Origin of the sequence: Collinsella aerofaciens (assembly GCF_040910325.1) — a bacterium.
GTDB classification, from domain to species: Bacteria; Actinomycetota; Coriobacteriia; order Coriobacteriales; family Coriobacteriaceae; genus Collinsella; species Collinsella aerofaciens_BL.
Window position 1 is genome coordinate 1 of the sequence record NZ_JBDGAV010000024.1, and the last position, 15970, is coordinate 15970.

The following is a 15970-nucleotide window of genomic DNA, read 5'->3' on the forward strand; positions in this document are numbered from 1 at the left end:
GGGCTCTACCAGGCGATGGCCGGTGATGGGGTCCATATTCTGCTGCTGCACGTTAAAGCTGCGCGCGTAGTTGAGCTTGTCGGCGGCAAGATCGTCCCAGCTGGGCAACAGGTCGTAGTCGTAGACCTCGTCGAGCGAGTTGGTGCGGTAGACGGTGCCGTTGATATAGGTAATCTGGTCGACGGGCAGTCCCGCGTCGAGCGCGTCGGCGATCTCGACAATCGCGTGCTCGCCCATGCCGTAGATGAGAATGTCGGCGCCCGAGTCGAGCAGTACCGAACGCTTAAGCTTGTCCTGCCAGTAGTCGTAGTGGGCCAGACGGCGCAGACTCGCCTCGATGCCCCCGATGATGATGGGGATGTCCTTAAACGTCTGGCGGATGAGGTTGCCGTAGACCGTGACGGCTCGGTTGGGACGGCGCCCCTCCTCGCCACCGGGAGTATAGGCGTCGGTGTGGCGGCGGTGCTTGGTCACTGAATAGTGGTTGACCATGGAGTCCATGTTGCCGGCACTGACGAGAAAGCCCAGGCGCGGTTCGCCGAGCACGGTGATGCTGGCGGGGTCGGTCCAGTTGGGCTGGCAGATGATGCCCACCTTATAGCCGTGCGCGTCGAGTACGCGGCTAATGATGGCCATACCAAAGCTGGGGTGGTCCACGTAGGCGTCGCCGCAGATGTAGACAAAGTCGCACTGGTCCCAGCCGCGCGCATTCATATCGGCGCGACTGACGGCGAGAAATTTGTCGCGGCCCGGGCGCCAGGGGCGGGCGGGCGTCGCTTGGGAATGCTTGGCGCGGGCGACCGTGGCCTGCGCCTTGCCGCCGCGCTTTTGCTGCTGACCCTGTTTGCCCTGCTGTCCGCGTTGGCTGTTCTGAGCGTGCTGAGGCTTTTTTGCCACGATCCCTCCCGGTGTCTGTATGCTGCACGTAATTGTAACCAGTCTTTTTGGGACGGGGCTAAAAAGACTGGGGGAGTACATGAGCTGGGGATCGGCGCGTCGATGCGGGGATCGTTTGTTTCCAGACTGTGTATCTGCGCGTTGGAGAACCCGTCTCGCGCGCGCGCCATGTTGTCAATGGGTTACAGTATGAACGGCGGTTATGTTTCCGCCAACGCACGAGAGAGTCGTCAACAAGGAGGATGCACGGCGATGCAGCGTGCCAAACAGATATCGGAGTCTATTGAGCTGGGCATCATCTTGGCGCTTGCCGGTGGCTTTATGGACGTTTATTCGTACATTGGGCGCGACCATGTTTTCGCCAACGCGCAGACAGGCAACATCCTGCTCGTGGGCGTGAGCATCTCGGAGGGCAACTGGGCACTTGCGGGACGCTACTTCTTCCCCGTGGTGTCGTTTGCCGTGGGCATTATGCTTGCCGACCTGGTGCATGAGCGGTTTGGCAGCGTGATTCACTGGCGCCAGGTAACGGTGTTCTTTGAAGCCGTCATCTTGCTGGGCGTGAGCTTTATCCCGGGCGGCAATTTCAACCTGCTCGCCAACTGCCTCACCTCGTTTGCCTGCGGCATGCAGGTCGAGAGCTTCCGCAAGATCCACGGTCACGGCATCGCTACGACCATGTGCATCGGCAACTTGCGCAACGCGCTGCAAAACGTGGACGATTACATCATCACCCACAGGCGCGGCTTTTTGGAAAACGGCCTGCTGTACTTTGGCGTGATCTTTACCTTTGTGTTTGGCGCCGTGTTGGGCAACTGGTGTATTGAGCGCATGGGCCTGCACGCCATCGTCGTGGCGAGCTTGCTGCTGTTTGTCGCGTTTGCCATCATGTTCATCGACCGCGAGCGCGACTTGCGCTTACGCTGGAAGGTTGCGGCCGAGGCTTGGAAAGAGGGCTGCCGAAAGTAACCGAATGCGGCAAAGGGGTTGTCCCTTTGCCGCAATATTTTTTATCATCTGTTGAAACGCTTTAACACTTTTGATGTTCTCACGCGTTTTTTGTTTCAAAAGCGTTAGGATGGGACTCATAGCGTGGGGCGTAATGGATGCCCCGCACACGATGGGAGGCTATCAATGGCTAATCGTTTCGTTCTCAATACCATCTCTTATCATGGTTCCGGCGCCATCAAGGAGATCCCCGGCGAGCTCCAGCGTCGCGGCTACAAGAAGATCTTCGTCTGCTCCGACCCCGATCTGGTCAAGTTTGGCGTTACCGCTAAGGTGACCGACGAGCTCGACGCTGCCGGCATCGCTTGGAGCCTCTACTCCGAGATCAAGCCCAACCCCACTATCCAGAACGTCAAGGACGGCGTCGAGGCCTTCAAGGCCGCCGAGGCTGACGCTATCGTGACCATCGGTGGTGGCTCCTCCATGGACACTGCTAAGGCCATCGGCATCATCATCAACAACCCCGAGTTCGCCGATGTCCGCAGCCTCGAGGGCGTTGCTCCCACTAAGAACCACGCCGTGTTCACCATCGCTGTGCCGACGACCGCCGGTACCGCCGCCGAGGTGACCATCAACTACGTCATCACCGACCCCGAGAAGGTCCGCAAGTTCGTGTGCGTCGACACCAACGACGCCCCCGAGGTCGCCGTCGTCGATCCCGACATGATGGCCTCCATGCCCGCCGGCCTGACCGCTTCCACTGGCATGGACGCACTGACCCACGCTATCGAGGGCTACACCACCAAGGGCGCCTGGGAGCTTTCCGACATGTTCCACTTTGAGGCCATTAAGCTGATCAGCGAGAACCTGCGCGACTCCGTCGCCGAGGCCAAGTCCGGCCAGCCCGGCTCCGGCCGTGAGGGCATGGCTCTTGGTCAGTATGTCGCCGGCATGGGCTTCTCCAACGTTGGCCTGGGCATCGACCACGCAATGGCTCACACCCTGTCTGCTCACTACGACACCCCGCACGGCGTCGCTTGCGCCATGCTGCTGCCGATCGCCATGGAGTTCAACAAGCCGGTTTGCGCTGAGCGCCTGGCCAAGGTTGCCCTTGCCATGGGTGTTGACACCACGGGCATGAGCACCGACGAGGCTGCCGACGCCGCTATCGCCGCCGTCAAGCAGCTTTCCGCCGACGTGAATATCCCGCACGTCTGCGAGGCTATGAAGGCCGACGAGATCGAGGTTCTGGCCAAGGACGCCATGGCCGACGCCTGCTTCCCGGGTAACCCGCGCGAGGCAACGCTCGACGACGTCATCGAGCTCTTCAAGAAGATCTGCCCGGCTGCCTAGCCCAGTTTGGTGGTCCTTCGCCCGTAGGTGTATGGTCTTTTGACGTGCCGCTGGCCCCGCCGTGCTACGCACGGCGGGGCTTTTTGTGCTGCGTCGATGCCCTGAGACGGACAAAACCAAGGCGTACTGCCCGCTGCGGATAGGTGGTGCACTTCCCAGCGTGCATTTTTGGGAGTACTCAGCAAGCTCTTAAAAATGCATAACGTTTTGAATGGCCCGTAGTGGCCCGCAGGCGCCCATCGACAGCCATTGTGGGCGGGCTATCGATGAGTGGAGGGGGTTGTTACTGAGTTTTTGCTTTGCGACGACCTGCAACACTGCTGTAACCACGTCGTTTTGTCGTTCGTGATGGGGCCGTTGGGGCCCACGGTGCTGAATACTCCGTTTTTTGCACGGCCCAAGGTGGGGTACCCTGAGACGAAGCAAAAAGACTCCTCATTTCTATGCAGATACCGATAGGATTTATGCAAGATTGGGATTGTAAGCCGTGCGCGTGCGCAAAATCGGCGCGAGGACGTCTGGAGGTGGCTCGGCTCCCAGAGCCTTGCGCGTGCAGAACGGTTAAAATCGGGACTCGGTCTTAGTTTTGCTTGGAAGGATGCACATGGCTTCTGTAATCGATGCTTCTCTAGAGGAGACGCTCTCCTATATCGCGGGACAGCTTAAGACACTGACTTCTATTGCTTCGCCGACGGGCTATACCCGTGCGGCGACTGATTATCTGATGGAGACCCTGCGCGATATGGGGTTTGGGCCTGAGCGTTCCAATAAGGGTAACGTGCTCGTTGAGCTTGGTGGCGAGGGTGAGCCGCTCGTACTGGCGAGCCATGTCGATACCCTGGGCGCCATGGTGCGTTCCATTAAGGACAATGGTCGCCTGCGCCCCACGACGCTCGGCGGGCATCAGTGGTCTACGGCCGATGGCGAGAACTGCACCGTCTACACGCGCGACGGCAATGTCTACACGGGCGTGGTCCTCAATACCGAGCCTTCGGCGCATGTGGCCGACGAGCCGGTCAAGACCATCGAGAAGAACATGGAAATCCTGCTCGATGAGAATGTCGACAGCAAGGACGATGTGCTTGAGCTGGGCATTCAGACCGGCGACATCATCGCTATGGATCCGCGTACCACGGTGACGGAGAGCGGCTACATCAAGAGCCGCTTCCTGGATGACAAGCTGTCGGCGTCGATTCTGCTGGGTCTGGCCCGCGCTGTTGCTGACGGCGAGGTGACGCTTTCGCGTAAGGTTTCGCTGCTCTTTACCGTGTACGAGGAGGTCGGCCATGGCGGTGCCTTCGTGCCGGCCGACACGCGCGAGATGATCAGCGTTGACATGGGCTGCGTGGGCGACGACCTGGGCTGCACCGAGCGCATGGTGTCGATTTGCGCCAAGGATTCGGGTGGTCCGTACAACTACGACCTGGTGACCACGCTGTCCAATATCGCGCGCGAGCTTGAACTTGACTACGCCATCGACGTGTACCCGCACTACGGCTCGGACGTTGAGGCCACGCTCTCTGCCGGCTACGACATCCGTCACGGCCTGATCGGCCCCGGCGTGTATGCGAGCCACAACTACGAGCGCAGCCACATGGACGGCGTGCGCAACACCTACGAGCTGGTCCGAGCCTACGTACAGCGCTAGCGATGCAGCGGCCTCGGCTGATACGGCAGTACCGACCGAGGCCGTCCTCTCTAAGTTGCGGTGAAATAGGGACTGTTTGGCGGTTTTAAACGCTTAAACAGTCCCTATTTCACCGCAATTTATGAAGGGGATGGGGCTACTTAAGTGCGCCGGTCACCGTGCCGCCGCCGAGGACGACGTCGCCGCGGTAGACGACGACAGCCTGGCCGGGGGCGATGGCTCGCTGCGGCTCGTCAAAAGTCAGCAGCATTTGCCCGTCTTCGCCGCGCGTAAGGGTCGCTGCTTGGTCTTTCTGACGGTAACGGTACTTGGCGCCCACGCGAATGCCGCCGGCATCGAGTTCTGCCTCCATGCGGTCGGCAGGGGCGCTCCAGATCCAGTCGTCGGCCGTGAGTGCTGTGGCCGTTAGGTCCTCGGCCTCACCCAGATGCACGGTGTTGTTGACGGCGTCGACGCCTGTCACGTATACGGGATGCGCCATCGCTACGCCCAAACCCTTGCGCTGGCCGATGGTATAGCGCAGTGCGCCGTTGTGGCGCCCGACCACGCTGCCGTCGCGCCATACGATGTCGCCCGGTGCAGCGGCATGTCCGCAGCGGCGCTCGATATAGCCCGCGTAGTCACCGTCTGGAATAAAGCAAATATCCTCGCTTTCGGCCTTCTTGGCGTTGATGAAGTCCTGCTCGGCGGCAATGCGGCGCACGTCGCGCTCCTTGTCCAGGCCTGCCAGCGGAAAGATTGTGCGTGCCAGGCGCTCTTGCGTGAGCGAATACAAAAAGTAACTCTGGTCCTTTTTGGGGTCCTCGCCGCGATGCAGCTGCCAGGTGCCGTCGGGCGCCTGGCTCGTTTTGGCGTAATGTCCCGTTGCGATGTAGTCGCAGCCCATGTCCAGCGCCGCATCGAGCAACGCGCCAAACTTAATGTGGCGGTTGCAGATGATGCACGGGTTGGGCGTCAGCCCCTCCTGATAGGCAGTCACAAAGCGCTCGATAACATTGCGGTCGAAGGTCTGCTGCAGGTCGAGCACATGGTGGGGCATCCCCAGGCGCTCGGCGACAGCCTTTGCATCGGCGATGTCGCGGTCGACCTTACTCATGCCCGTGACGGGATCGGGCGCGGGGCAGGTGAGGCGCATGGTGGCGCCGACGCATTCGTAGCCCTGGCTTTTGAGCAGGTACGCGGTCACGCTGGAATCGACGCCGCCGCTCATGGCGACGAGCACGCGCTTGTTGTGCATGGGGAGGTTCTCCTTGGTGGCATGTGGCCAAAAAAGAAAAGCGGCGCGGGAGGCTGGTTCCGCGCCGCAGACATTGTAGCAAGTTCGGACGTCTCGTGGGACACCCTGATTGGATGGGCTCAGACTGCCGGGAGAGAGGAGACCGGCTCGTCCGTGGGCTCAACCTATGGGCGACAGGCCCTTAGTCCTGGAAGAGCGCCGTGGACAGGTAGCGCTCGCCGGTGTCGGCGAGCAGCGCCACGATGGTCTTACCCTCGTTCTCGGGGCGCTTGGCCAGCTGCAGCGCGGCCCACACGGCGGCGCCGGACGAAATGCCCACGAGCACGCCCTCCTTGTGGCCCACGGCGCGGCCGGTGGCAAAGGCGTCGTCGTTCTCGACGGGGATGATCTCGTCATAGATCTGGGTGTCGAGGACGTCGGGCACAAAGCCGGCGCCGATACCCTGGATCTTGTGCGGGCCGGCCTGGCCCTTAGAGAGCACCGGGGAGGTGGCGGGCTCGACGGCGACGACCTGAATCTCGGGGTTTTGTTCCTTGAGGAACTCGCCCACGCCGGTCACGGTGCCGCCGGTGCCGACGCCGGCGACGAAGATGTCGACCTTGCCGTCGGTGTCATCCCAGATCTCGGGGCCGGTCGTGGCCTTGTGGATGGCGGGGTTGGCGGGGTTCACAAACTGGCCGGCGATAATGCTGTTGGGGGTCTCCTTCTGCAGTTCCTCGGCCTTGGCGATGGCGCCCTTCATGCCCTTGGAGCCGTCGGTGAGCACGAGCTGTGCGCCATATGCCTGCATAAGCTTGCGGCGCTCGACGGACATGGTCTCGGGCATGGTAATGATCACCTTGTAGCCGCGAGCCGCCGCCACCGAGGCGATGCCGACGCCGGTGTTGCCGCTCGTGGGCTCGATGATGGTGTAGCCGCCGCCGCGCACGAGCTTGCCGGCCTTCTCGGCCTCGTCAATCATGTTCTTGGCGACGCGGTCTTTAACGGACCCGGCGGGGTTGAAGTATTCGAGTTTGACGAGCACACGAGCCTTAAGGTCCTCGTCGGCCTCAAAGTGGGTGAGCTCCAGGAGCGGGGTGTGGCCGATAAGCTGATCGATGGACGTGTAAACCTTGCTCATGGTGAACCTCCAAAGTGTTCAAGTTGCTGGTTGCCGTGTGGTTTCGCGGTGTGTCTAGCAGCCAAACCCATAAACCCTATAGGTTGTTCGTTTAGCTGTTGGGAAGCATACTAGACACTAAAGCCTAGTAATGCAATAGGAAATAGAAGATTATTACGAGTCGATTAACCATCTTGACCGGAACAGCTATTTTCAAAACCAATTTTTCGGCTAGAATTTCTACGGACCAAATGACCGAAAGGCAGCACTATACATGTTGGTTTCTACTAAGGGCAGATATGCCCTGCGCGTTATGGTCGATCTGGCCGAGCACCAGGCGGCCGGTCGCATCCCGCTCAAAGAGATCGCGGCGCGACAGGGGATTTCCGAGAAATATCTCGAGAACATCTTGGCTACGCTCGTGCGCGCCAACATGCTTTCGGGCATGCGCGGCAAGGGCGGCGGCTACGTGCTCACGCGCCCGCCCGAGCAGTACACGGTGGGCGAGATCCTGCGCCTGACCGAGGGCAGTCTGGCGCCGGTCGCCTGCCTGGATGGCGACTGCAAGGGCTGCTCGCGTTCGGATGAGTGCCCCACGCTCGACGTGTGGAAGAACCTGGACAAGCTCATCAACGACTACCTCGACGGTGTGACGCTTGATCAACTTGTCGCTCCCAACCATGGCTACGACTACGTCATCTAACCCACACCTGCCATGTGGGGACGGGGTAGAAATGGTAGATCCTCTCGCCCTTTAAGGCTTGACAAATAAGAAGGCCGCCCATTTTTGCGATGGGCGGCCTTCGTTTTGGTCTGTTGAGACGGGCACGGCCGGAATGGCCGTTTTAGTCTTCGGCGATGCTGTCGAGGATGCTGCGCGTGATGGACACCAGGATGCTGCCCATAAAGGCCGATCCAAAGCTGGCGATGGAGATGCCGACGCCCAGCAGGTTGACCGACAGGTAGCTCGCGAGCTCAAGCATAAAGCTGTTGACGACAAGCTGGAAAATGCCCAGCGTAATGATCGTGAGCGGCAGCGAGATGACCGTCAGGAACGGTTTGACGAATGAATCGACAATGTTCAGGAACAGTCCCACGAAGGCAAAGCAGACCCAGGTCTCGGCAAAGCCGAAGGGTTGGATACCGGGGACGAGGAACGTGGCGATCGCGATGGCGATCGAGGTGAAGAGCCAGTTAAGCATAAAGCGCATGGCGTGAATCCTTTCTTGCGCCGGGGTTGCTGGCGTCGCGTGAAGCGGCTTGCGGCGGCGACCTGGATGGTTGCGCGGGCGCGCCGCGGTGTTTGGGCGCTCATTGTCTCAAATATTCGTGGAGCTTACGTGCGCATATGGTTTCTAAACGGCGTTCGTCCTGAAAAACGCGCCGCTGGCAGAGAGTCTTGTCGCTTTAGTTTGGTGGTGTGCTACACTGCTACGGGCAAAAGCCACAGGCGTTGCCCTATTGCATAGAACGGGTGAACGATGCCCGATGTCAGTATCAACTTCGATGCCTTTTGGCGGGTTTGGCGGTGATCGATGAATATCGAGAACATGTTTGACAAGCCTGATGTCAAGCAGCTGGTCCACGCATTTAGCCTTTTGGACGACGAGAAGGATATCCAAGCGTTTTTGACCGATATCTGCACGCCGCGCGAGATTTGCGACCTTTCTCAGCGTTTGCAGGTTGCGCGCTATTTGGACGAGGGCGAGCCTTATGTTGAGGTTCAGGCCCGTACCGGCGCTTCGTCCACCACGGTGAGCCGCGTTTCAAAGGCGCTGAACGGCGAGTACGGTGGCTACCGCAAGATCCTCATTAAGTTGGAGGATGGCGAGTAGGCCAGCGACAACATTGAATTACGAAGAACCGTCCCTCCGGGGGCGGTTTTTATATGCCTGCAATCGGCTGGTGCGTTGGGTTCAGGTTGCTTTGTACCAAAAGATGGAACTGCGGTGGCAATGTGTCCGCTTGGGCGGGTAGGATGGATGCATTGATTATTGCGAACGGTTTGAGCGGAGGACCATGCCTGTTCGAATCTATACCACCAATGCCGGCACGGATTTGAGCGATGCCGAGTCGGCGCTGCTTGCCGACCTTATTGCCCGTCACGGGCGTGCCGTGTTGCTGGCACCAACGTTTGCCGAGCTCGATCTGTGCCGTCATGATGCGGCGGAAGCCGGCATTTCGCTGGGTATCGACTACAAGACACCCGCATCGTGGCTTCGCTCGCTTTGGGAGCTTTTGGGCGACGGGCGCGGTTTCGTCGACAACCTGCAACGTCAGATGCTGTTTTCGGATATGATTGCCCGCCGCGACGATGCCGACCTGCAGCCGCTTTCGCGTAGCCAGGGCACGGTGCGCATGCTCGCGCGCATGGCCCGCGATGTGCTGCCGGGTGTGGCGGGGACGACGGCCGAGCGATGCGGTGGCAACAATTGCCAGCCTGAGCCAAAAAGCGATGCCGAGGCTCGTGTGTTTGAGCTTTTGCGTGCCTACGCGGGCGGTTTGGACCGTCGAGATATGGTCGAGCCCTGCGAGGCAGCCGACATTATGGCCGGTGCCCTGGCCGATAGCCTGCCGGCGTGCGCCCGCGCCGTATGCGTGCGCGGTACCACGTCGTTTACGCACGGTCTACTCGAGCTGCTGTCTGCCGTGGCGAACAATGGGGGAGAGGTCGTCGTGCTGCTTGCCCGCGAGCAGGCGGCGATGCGCGAGGAGCTTGCCACGGCATTTGATGCCCGCGGTGTGCTGTTTGAGATCGCGCCGCTGGGGGAGGACGCCGTCGCGTCTGATGTCGCTTGCGGGGTCGCCGCTCAGCCTGCCTTTATTGAGGTCGCCGGCCCCCATGCCCGTGCTCATGTCTATGCGGACGCCATCGATAAGTTGGTGAAAGCGCACAAGGAGTCCAAGGCCGATAAAGCTACTGCAACGCCCGCCGACCCCGTGCGCGTGCTCGTCGTTTCTGCCCGGGCACCCCAGCTGTTCGGCGAGCTCGCCGCCCGTTTGGCGGCGCGTCACATTGCGGCCGAGACGACTGAGTTCACGGCGTTTTCCCAGTCCATCGCGGGCAGGCAGTTTACGGCGCTCGCCAACCTGATCGAGCGTATGAAAGCCGCCGACGAGGGCACCGCTTCCAAGACTGAGTGGTGGCCCGCGCCGGAGCTTACCGACTGGATCTACAGTCCGCTTTCGGGCGCTGATGCCGTCAATGCCCGTACCTTCGATAAGAATATGCGTCTCTCGCGCAGCAAGACTACCGCGGGCGTCAAGAGCCTGCTGCAGAGCGTTCAGGGCCAGGTGAGGGGCGCGCGCAAGGCGACGAGCGACGATAACTGGTTTAAGAACGTACCGTGTGTGGTCTCGGACGTGTTCCAGGCGCTGTGGCGTGACAAGCCCGTGACGGCGCTTAAGGCCATGCTTGCCGTTGCCGAGGCGTTGCCCGATCGCGCTCTAGGCGGCCTTGACGGCCAGGCCCGTCGCCAGGCAGAGACGGCTTTGCTGCGCCATGCCATCGACATCCTTATGAACGATGCTCGCGCGCTCGACGTGTCGCAGGCCGCGACCGTGCCGGTTCTCGACGGCGTTCGAACCAAGGTGGACAAGCGCAGTACCGCTTACGATTACGCGACCTACGAGGTCGATCGCACGCCACGGGCGCAAGTACGCTTCGCGTCGCTTGCCGATGCGTCGGTTCTGCGTCCTGGCGGCTACGATGCCGTGCTGTTTGCTGATGTCGACCTGGACAGCTATCCGCTTTCGCACGAAGAGGGCCCGCTTGCCACGTTGACGGCCGAGCTGCGCCGCGACGGCGTGTCTTTGGAGCCCGCCGCCCTGCTGCGCGTGCGCTTTGGTCGTGCAATGCAGGCGGCGAGCGGTCCGGTCGCGCTCGCCCGCGTGACGCACGATCGCCAGGCACGCGAGTGCTACCCGGCAGCCGTATGGACCGAGCTGCGGGCACATGCCGAGGCCGCTGGCGCCGCCAAGCCCACGCGCGTGGGCGAGGGCGATATCGTCGTCGACTTCGATCCCGCGGCAGGCGAAGGTCTTAGGCGCGAGCGCGTGACCTGCGAAGCTCCTCAGCATCTGAGCGATGAAGCCATTCCGTATCTGGTCCTGCGCCGTCGCGATGGCGAGGGCGAGGATGCGCCGCTGGTGCCGCGTCTGACGTCCGCCTCGCAGATCGAGGCCTATTCGACCTGCCCGCTATGCTGGTTCGTCTCGTACCGCGTGAAGCCCCAGTCGATCGACGCGGGCTTTGGCAACATGGAAAAGGGCAACTTTGTCCACGACGTGCTGGAGCATCTGCATGCCCGTCTGCCCCAAGAGGGCATGGAGCGCGTGACGCCCGAGAATCTGCCGCGCGCACAGGAGCTGCTGCACGAGGTCTTTGACGAGACGTTGGCCGAGCACGCCGGCAAGCGCGGCACGGAGGGCCCGCTCGTGCCGCTCTCTCCGGTAGAGGAGCGCCAAGTGGCCGAGATCCTGCCGCAGCTGGAGGGCGTGCTTGCCTATGAAGCCGAGGCGCTGACTCCTTTTGCTCCACGCTACCTGGAGTTTGCCTTTAACGATCTTAACGTTGAGTATGCCGGTTGGCCACTCGGCGGGCGCATCGACCGCGTGGACGTGGACGCCGAGAACCGCGCCGTGGTGATCGACTATAAGCATCGCACGGGCGTTGAGGAGTTTAAACTCGCCGACCCCACGGTGCGCGACGAGGAATCGGGCGAGGCCGCCATCGACGACCCGCGGTGGCTACCGCCCCATACCCAGACGCTTATCTATGCGCAGGCCATGCGCCGGGCGCTGGATCTGGATACCCGCGCGGCGCTCTATTTTTCGACCAAGGGCGGCAAACCGGCGCTGCGAGGCGCCGCGAGTGCCGAGCTGCTCGAGGAGGAGCGTGGCGACGGCCGCATCCCGGGGCTTAAGAAGGGCTTTCCCGGCGAGGGCGGCAGCATGGACTTCGACGCCCTGCTCGATCGCGTGGAGGCCGGCATCGCCGAGCGCTTGCGCGAACTCGAGGCGGGCAACGTCGCTGCTGTCGACCCGGCGTCGACGCAGGCCGCGCATGCCCGCTGCTCGTATAACCACGAAGGAACGTTTGTAAGGAGGGACGTGTAGACCATGGATCTTTCGACTTTGATGCCGCAACAGCTGCAGATCGTCAAAACGCTCGACCGTCCGCTGTTTGTCTCGGCGGGCGCCGGTTCGGGCAAGACCTTTACCCTCACGCGCCGCATCGTCTACGCGCTCTCGCCCGAATCCGGTCCGTTCGTCGAGCATCTGGACCAGGTGCTCGCCATCACCTTTACCAAGGACGCCGCGGCCGAGATTCGCGACCGCGTGCGCCGTGCGCTTATCGACGAGGGCATGGACGAGGAAGCACTGACCGTCGACGACGCGTGGATCTCGACCATTCACGGCATGTGCTCGCGTATTCTGCGCGCGCACGCGCTGGAGCTGGGCATCGACCCCGAGTTCACGGTGCTCGCCGATACCGACGAGCTCATGGACCAGGCTGTTGAGCATGTGCTGGCCCGCGCGACGGCACCCGATGCCGCCCCCGAGCTCGCCGCATCGCTCAAGGCCCTCTACGCCTGGTATCCCATGGCGGGCGAGGGCGGGCCGTTTGGTGCCGGCACCACCATCAAGGGTCTGGTGCGCGAGCTGCTGGAGCTCTCGAGCCAGTTGCCGGGCGGCATGGACGACGTGCGCGTGGCGCGCGGCCAGGCCGATACCTCGGCGCTTGCCGATGCCTATCGCGCGTCGCTGGGCGCAAGCAAGGCCGCGACCGAGAAAGCGCAGGTGGCGCTCGACGCCATCGATGCATTCGAGGCCAGCGGCAAGACCATGGCCGATGCGGCGCGACTCATGATGTCGTGCACCATGCCGCGTGCGAGCAAGGCATTTCCTAAGGAGCAGGTCGAGCTGCTCAAGGCCGAGGCTGCCGATGCATTTATCAATATCGTGCTTGCCTGCGGTGGCCCGGCACTCGATGCGCTGGTGGGCCTGGCCCGTTCCGTGGAGGCTGAGTATCGCGCGCTGAAGGCTGCCCAGTCCGCCCTCGACAACAACGACTTGCTGCGTATGGCCTACGAGGCCCTGCGCGATTACCCGGCCATCCGAGCGGCATACGAGGGCCGCTTTAAGATGGTCATGATCGACGAGTTCCAGGATACCGACCAGATGCAGGTCGATCTGATCCGATACCTGACCGGCGCGGGGGAGCGCGCGCTGTGCACCGTGGGCGATGCACAGCAGTCCATCTATCGCTTCCGCGGCGCCGAGGTCGAGGTCTTCCGCCGCCAGGAGCGCAAGGTAGGATCGGCGGCATCCGAGACGGTCGCCACGCCGGATGTCCCCGCCGGCGAGCTCGTTAAACTCGTGCGAAACTTCCGCAGCCACGACGAGGTGCTGCGTTACGTGGCACGCGTCTTCGACGGCGATGACGGCGGCCTGATGCAGGGATTTTTGGATCTTGAGGCGAGCGACGGCCGCAAGGACACGCTGGTGGCAGACGCCTCGCGTCGCCAGGCCCTCTTTGTTGCCGGCGGCAGTACGCAGGAACGCACACAGGCAAAGGCCCGTGCGATCGCCGAGCGGTTCCGCTCGCTTGCCGATGCCGGCCAGCCCCAGGGCGGCATGGTGCTGCTGCTGGGCCGCATGACCAACGCAGACGTCTACGCACAGGCCTTCCGTGACCAGGGGCTCGACTGTGTCATCGCGGGTGGTTCGGTCTTTGCCCAGGCAGCCGAGGTGCAGACGGTGCGCGCCCTGGTATGTGCGCTCGCCAATCCGGCCGATACGGCGCAGGGCCTTATGCCGCTGCTCGCCTCGCCGATGTTTGCGCTCGGCGCCCAGGAGTTCCTGGCGCTGGCGACCAAGCTCGATAGCGAGACGGGGGAGACCTCGCGCCGGAATATCGACGCGGGCATCATGAGTGATTTCGACGTGCCGGGTTTGCAAGACTTGCCGCTCGTGACGCGCGCCCGCGAGGTGCTGCGGTATGCGCTTCGTCGCGTGGGCCGTGATTCGTTCGCCGCCATTGCGCGCGACGTGGTCAACGCCTCCGGCTGGTTTGTGCGTCTGGCACAGCGTGGTCCCGAGGGCAAGGCCATTGCCGCCAACGTGCTCAAGGCGCTCGACGCCGTGGCCGAGGCGGAGGCCGATTTCGGCAACTCGCCGCGTTCCATCGCGCTGGCCTTCGACCGCTTCTTGGCGGGCAAGGAAGCTCCGGGTGCCCTCAACGAGGAGGGCGACGGGGCGGTGCGCATCATGACGGTGCACGCCTCCAAGGGTCTGGAATATCCGGTCGTGGCGGTCGCCGAGTGCTTTGGCGTGCGTAAGTCCTCGGGTGCGGCACAGATGGGTCGCGTCGAGGGCGGAGCGCAGGTCGTGGCATTGCCGGCACGCTTCGACGGCGTTAAGCTCGCCGATGGTACCTTTGTGAAGGGCGACGACGTCAAAAAGCAGTTTGAGCATGCGTTTAAGGGTAAGGGCGCATCGCTATGGTTGCCGCCGGAGCTCATGGAGGACGTCTGTGCGACGGGTTCTCCCGCCGAGGCATTTGCTCACCTGCGCAACGACGACCTGCAGCTTTCGCTCGAGGAGCGGGCCCGCTTGCTCTACGTTGCCATGACGCGTGCGCGCGAGCTGGTGATCTTGGCGATGGATGCCGGCGTGAGCCGTGGCAAGCTGTGTGCGCCGACCTTCGACGTCGAGACCGATCTGACCTACGACGTGCTGCGCCGTATTCTGCCGACCGACGCTCTGGACATGCCGCAGCTCGATGCCGACCGCCTGGTGTTCGACAACTCCCAGCCGGGCGACTACGAGCTCATTTCGCTTTCGGACTTTACCTTTGGCGAGCAGGCGTTTGAGGCTAACGCTTCGCTGGATGCCGAGGGCAGGCTCGTTCGTGGCGATGCGGGGGCGGAGGGTGCCGGTGCAGATGCCCGCGCCGCCGTCCCCGGTCCTGCCGACCCCAAGCCCGATTCGTTTGAGCTTGTGTATCCCCAGGCGATGGGCGTGCGCATGGGCGTCTGCCCGTATCCGGTGCGCGATTCGTACAGCTACTCGTCAATTGCCGCGGCGCTGCATGCCGAGTCCGAGGACCGTGCCGCCGAGGCACACGTGCCCATGGACGAGGCCGGCGATGATGCGGAGTCGGATGGCTCGGAGATGGCCGATGCGGACGTGGCCGCCGTTGAGCCTACCGGCAACCCCATGGCGCTGGGCTCGGCCTTCCACGCTGCCTGCCAGTGGCTGATTGAGATGGGTGCCGATGCGCTGCCCGCTGAGCGTGCCGATGCGCTGGCGCGCCTGTGGCGCCTGACGCCGGAGCAGCGCGAACGCTTCGACGTTGCCCTGGACCGCTGGCTCAAGTCGGCTGTTCGTGCCGACCTGCTCGCGTGGCCGTGCGTTCGTGCCGAGGTACCGTTCTTCTCGCTGGGCTGCGAGGACAAGGACATTGCCCGCTACGGTGCATATGCCGAGGGCGCCATCGATGCACTGGCCACCGACCCGGCCGATCCGTCGCGCGCACTGGTCATCGACTACAAGACGGGTGGCACGCCGGATGAGACGCCGGACCAGCTGCTCGAGAAGCACGCCCTGCAGGCGCGCGTCTACGCCGACGTGTTGCACAAAGCGGGCGTTGAGACGGTGACGGTCAAGTTCGTCCGCGTGGAGCAGGCGAATCCAACCATCTTCGTCGAACCCGCCGAACCTCAAGTAGTCACCTACAATCTCTAGCCCTCAGATAACTTGCGGTGGAATAGTTCCTGTATTG

At 62.5% G+C, this 15970-nt stretch carries 11 protein-coding genes; 7 read left to right on the plus strand and 4 right to left on the minus strand.

Features of this window, described 5'->3' with window-relative positions:
• Positions 1 to 897: YgiQ N-terminal domain-containing protein (locus tag AB5Z25_RS08955; RefSeq protein WP_497197293.1), on the minus strand; the 897-nt coding region annotated here is incomplete at its 3' end.
• A gap of 252 nt (positions 898 to 1149) precedes the next feature.
• Between AB5Z25_RS08955 and AB5Z25_RS08960 the strand changes: the two genes are divergently transcribed.
• The 3 genes from AB5Z25_RS08960 to AB5Z25_RS08970 all read left to right on the plus strand — a co-directional run bounded on the left by AB5Z25_RS08960 (position 1150) and on the right by AB5Z25_RS08970 (position 4846).
• The gene (locus AB5Z25_RS08960; protein ID WP_055310199.1) at positions 1150 to 1866 is read left to right on the plus strand and encodes a YoaK family protein; all 717 of its coding nucleotides are present in this window, start codon (positions 1150 to 1152) and stop codon (positions 1864 to 1866) included.
• Between the two features lie 165 nt (positions 1867 to 2031).
• Positions 2032 to 3198 (plus strand): lactaldehyde reductase, encoded by a 1167-nt coding sequence (fucO, locus tag AB5Z25_RS08965; RefSeq protein WP_195234670.1) that lies wholly within the window; start codon positions 2032 to 2034, stop codon positions 3196 to 3198.
• A 604-nt stretch (positions 3199 to 3802) separates the two neighbouring features.
• The gene (locus AB5Z25_RS08970; RefSeq protein WP_368135348.1) at positions 3803 to 4846 is read left to right on the plus strand and encodes a M42 family metallopeptidase; all 1044 of its coding nucleotides are present in this window, start codon (positions 3803 to 3805) and stop codon (positions 4844 to 4846) included.
• Positions 4847 to 4982: 136 nt separating this feature from the next.
• On the opposite strand, the gene mnmA is transcribed toward AB5Z25_RS08970, so the two are convergent.
• Together mnmA and cysK are read right to left on the minus strand one after the other, a co-directional pair.
• Positions 4983 to 6206, minus strand: coding sequence for a tRNA 2-thiouridine(34) synthase MnmA (gene mnmA, locus AB5Z25_RS08975; protein WP_368135359.1), 1224 nt, complete (start codon positions 6204 to 6206; stop codon positions 4983 to 4985).
• 58 nt (positions 6207 to 6264) lie between these two features.
• A complete protein-coding gene (gene cysK, locus AB5Z25_RS08980) occupies positions 6265 to 7203 on the minus strand; it encodes a cysteine synthase A (protein WP_368135349.1) in 939 nt (312 codons plus the stop codon).
• Between the two features lie 253 nt (positions 7204 to 7456).
• On the opposite strand from cysK, the gene AB5Z25_RS08985 reads away from it, so the two are divergent.
• Complete coding sequence (locus AB5Z25_RS08985) at positions 7457 to 7885, plus strand: RrF2 family transcriptional regulator (RefSeq protein WP_022094857.1); 429 nt, start codon at positions 7457 to 7459, stop codon at positions 7883 to 7885.
• 142 nt (positions 7886 to 8027) lie between these two features.
• Here the strand turns inward: AB5Z25_RS08985 and AB5Z25_RS08990 are convergent, their stop codons facing one another.
• Positions 8028 to 8393: a phage holin family protein gene (locus AB5Z25_RS08990; protein ID WP_035137358.1), complete on the minus strand. Its 366-nt coding sequence runs from the start codon at positions 8391 to 8393 to the stop codon at positions 8028 to 8030.
• A gap of 324 nt (positions 8394 to 8717) precedes the next feature.
• Between AB5Z25_RS08990 and AB5Z25_RS08995 the strand changes: the two genes are divergently transcribed.
• The 3 genes from AB5Z25_RS08995 to AB5Z25_RS09005 all read left to right on the plus strand — a co-directional run bounded on the left by AB5Z25_RS08995 (position 8718) and on the right by AB5Z25_RS09005 (position 15933).
• Positions 8718 to 9017 carry a YerC/YecD family TrpR-related protein gene (locus tag AB5Z25_RS08995; RefSeq protein WP_022094855.1) on the plus strand — a complete coding sequence of 100 codons (300 nt, stop codon included), beginning with the start codon at positions 8718 to 8720 and terminating at the stop codon, positions 9015 to 9017.
• Between the two features lie 184 nt (positions 9018 to 9201).
• Entirely contained in the window at positions 9202 to 12300 is a 3099-nt protein-coding gene (locus AB5Z25_RS09000; protein WP_368135351.1) for a PD-(D/E)XK nuclease family protein, read from the plus strand.
• 3 nt (positions 12301 to 12303) lie between these two features.
• Positions 12304 to 15933 carry a UvrD-helicase domain-containing protein gene (locus AB5Z25_RS09005; RefSeq protein WP_368135352.1) on the plus strand — a complete coding sequence of 1210 codons (3630 nt, stop codon included), beginning with the start codon at positions 12304 to 12306 and terminating at the stop codon, positions 15931 to 15933.
• Positions 15934 to 15970: the final 37 nt, after the last annotated feature.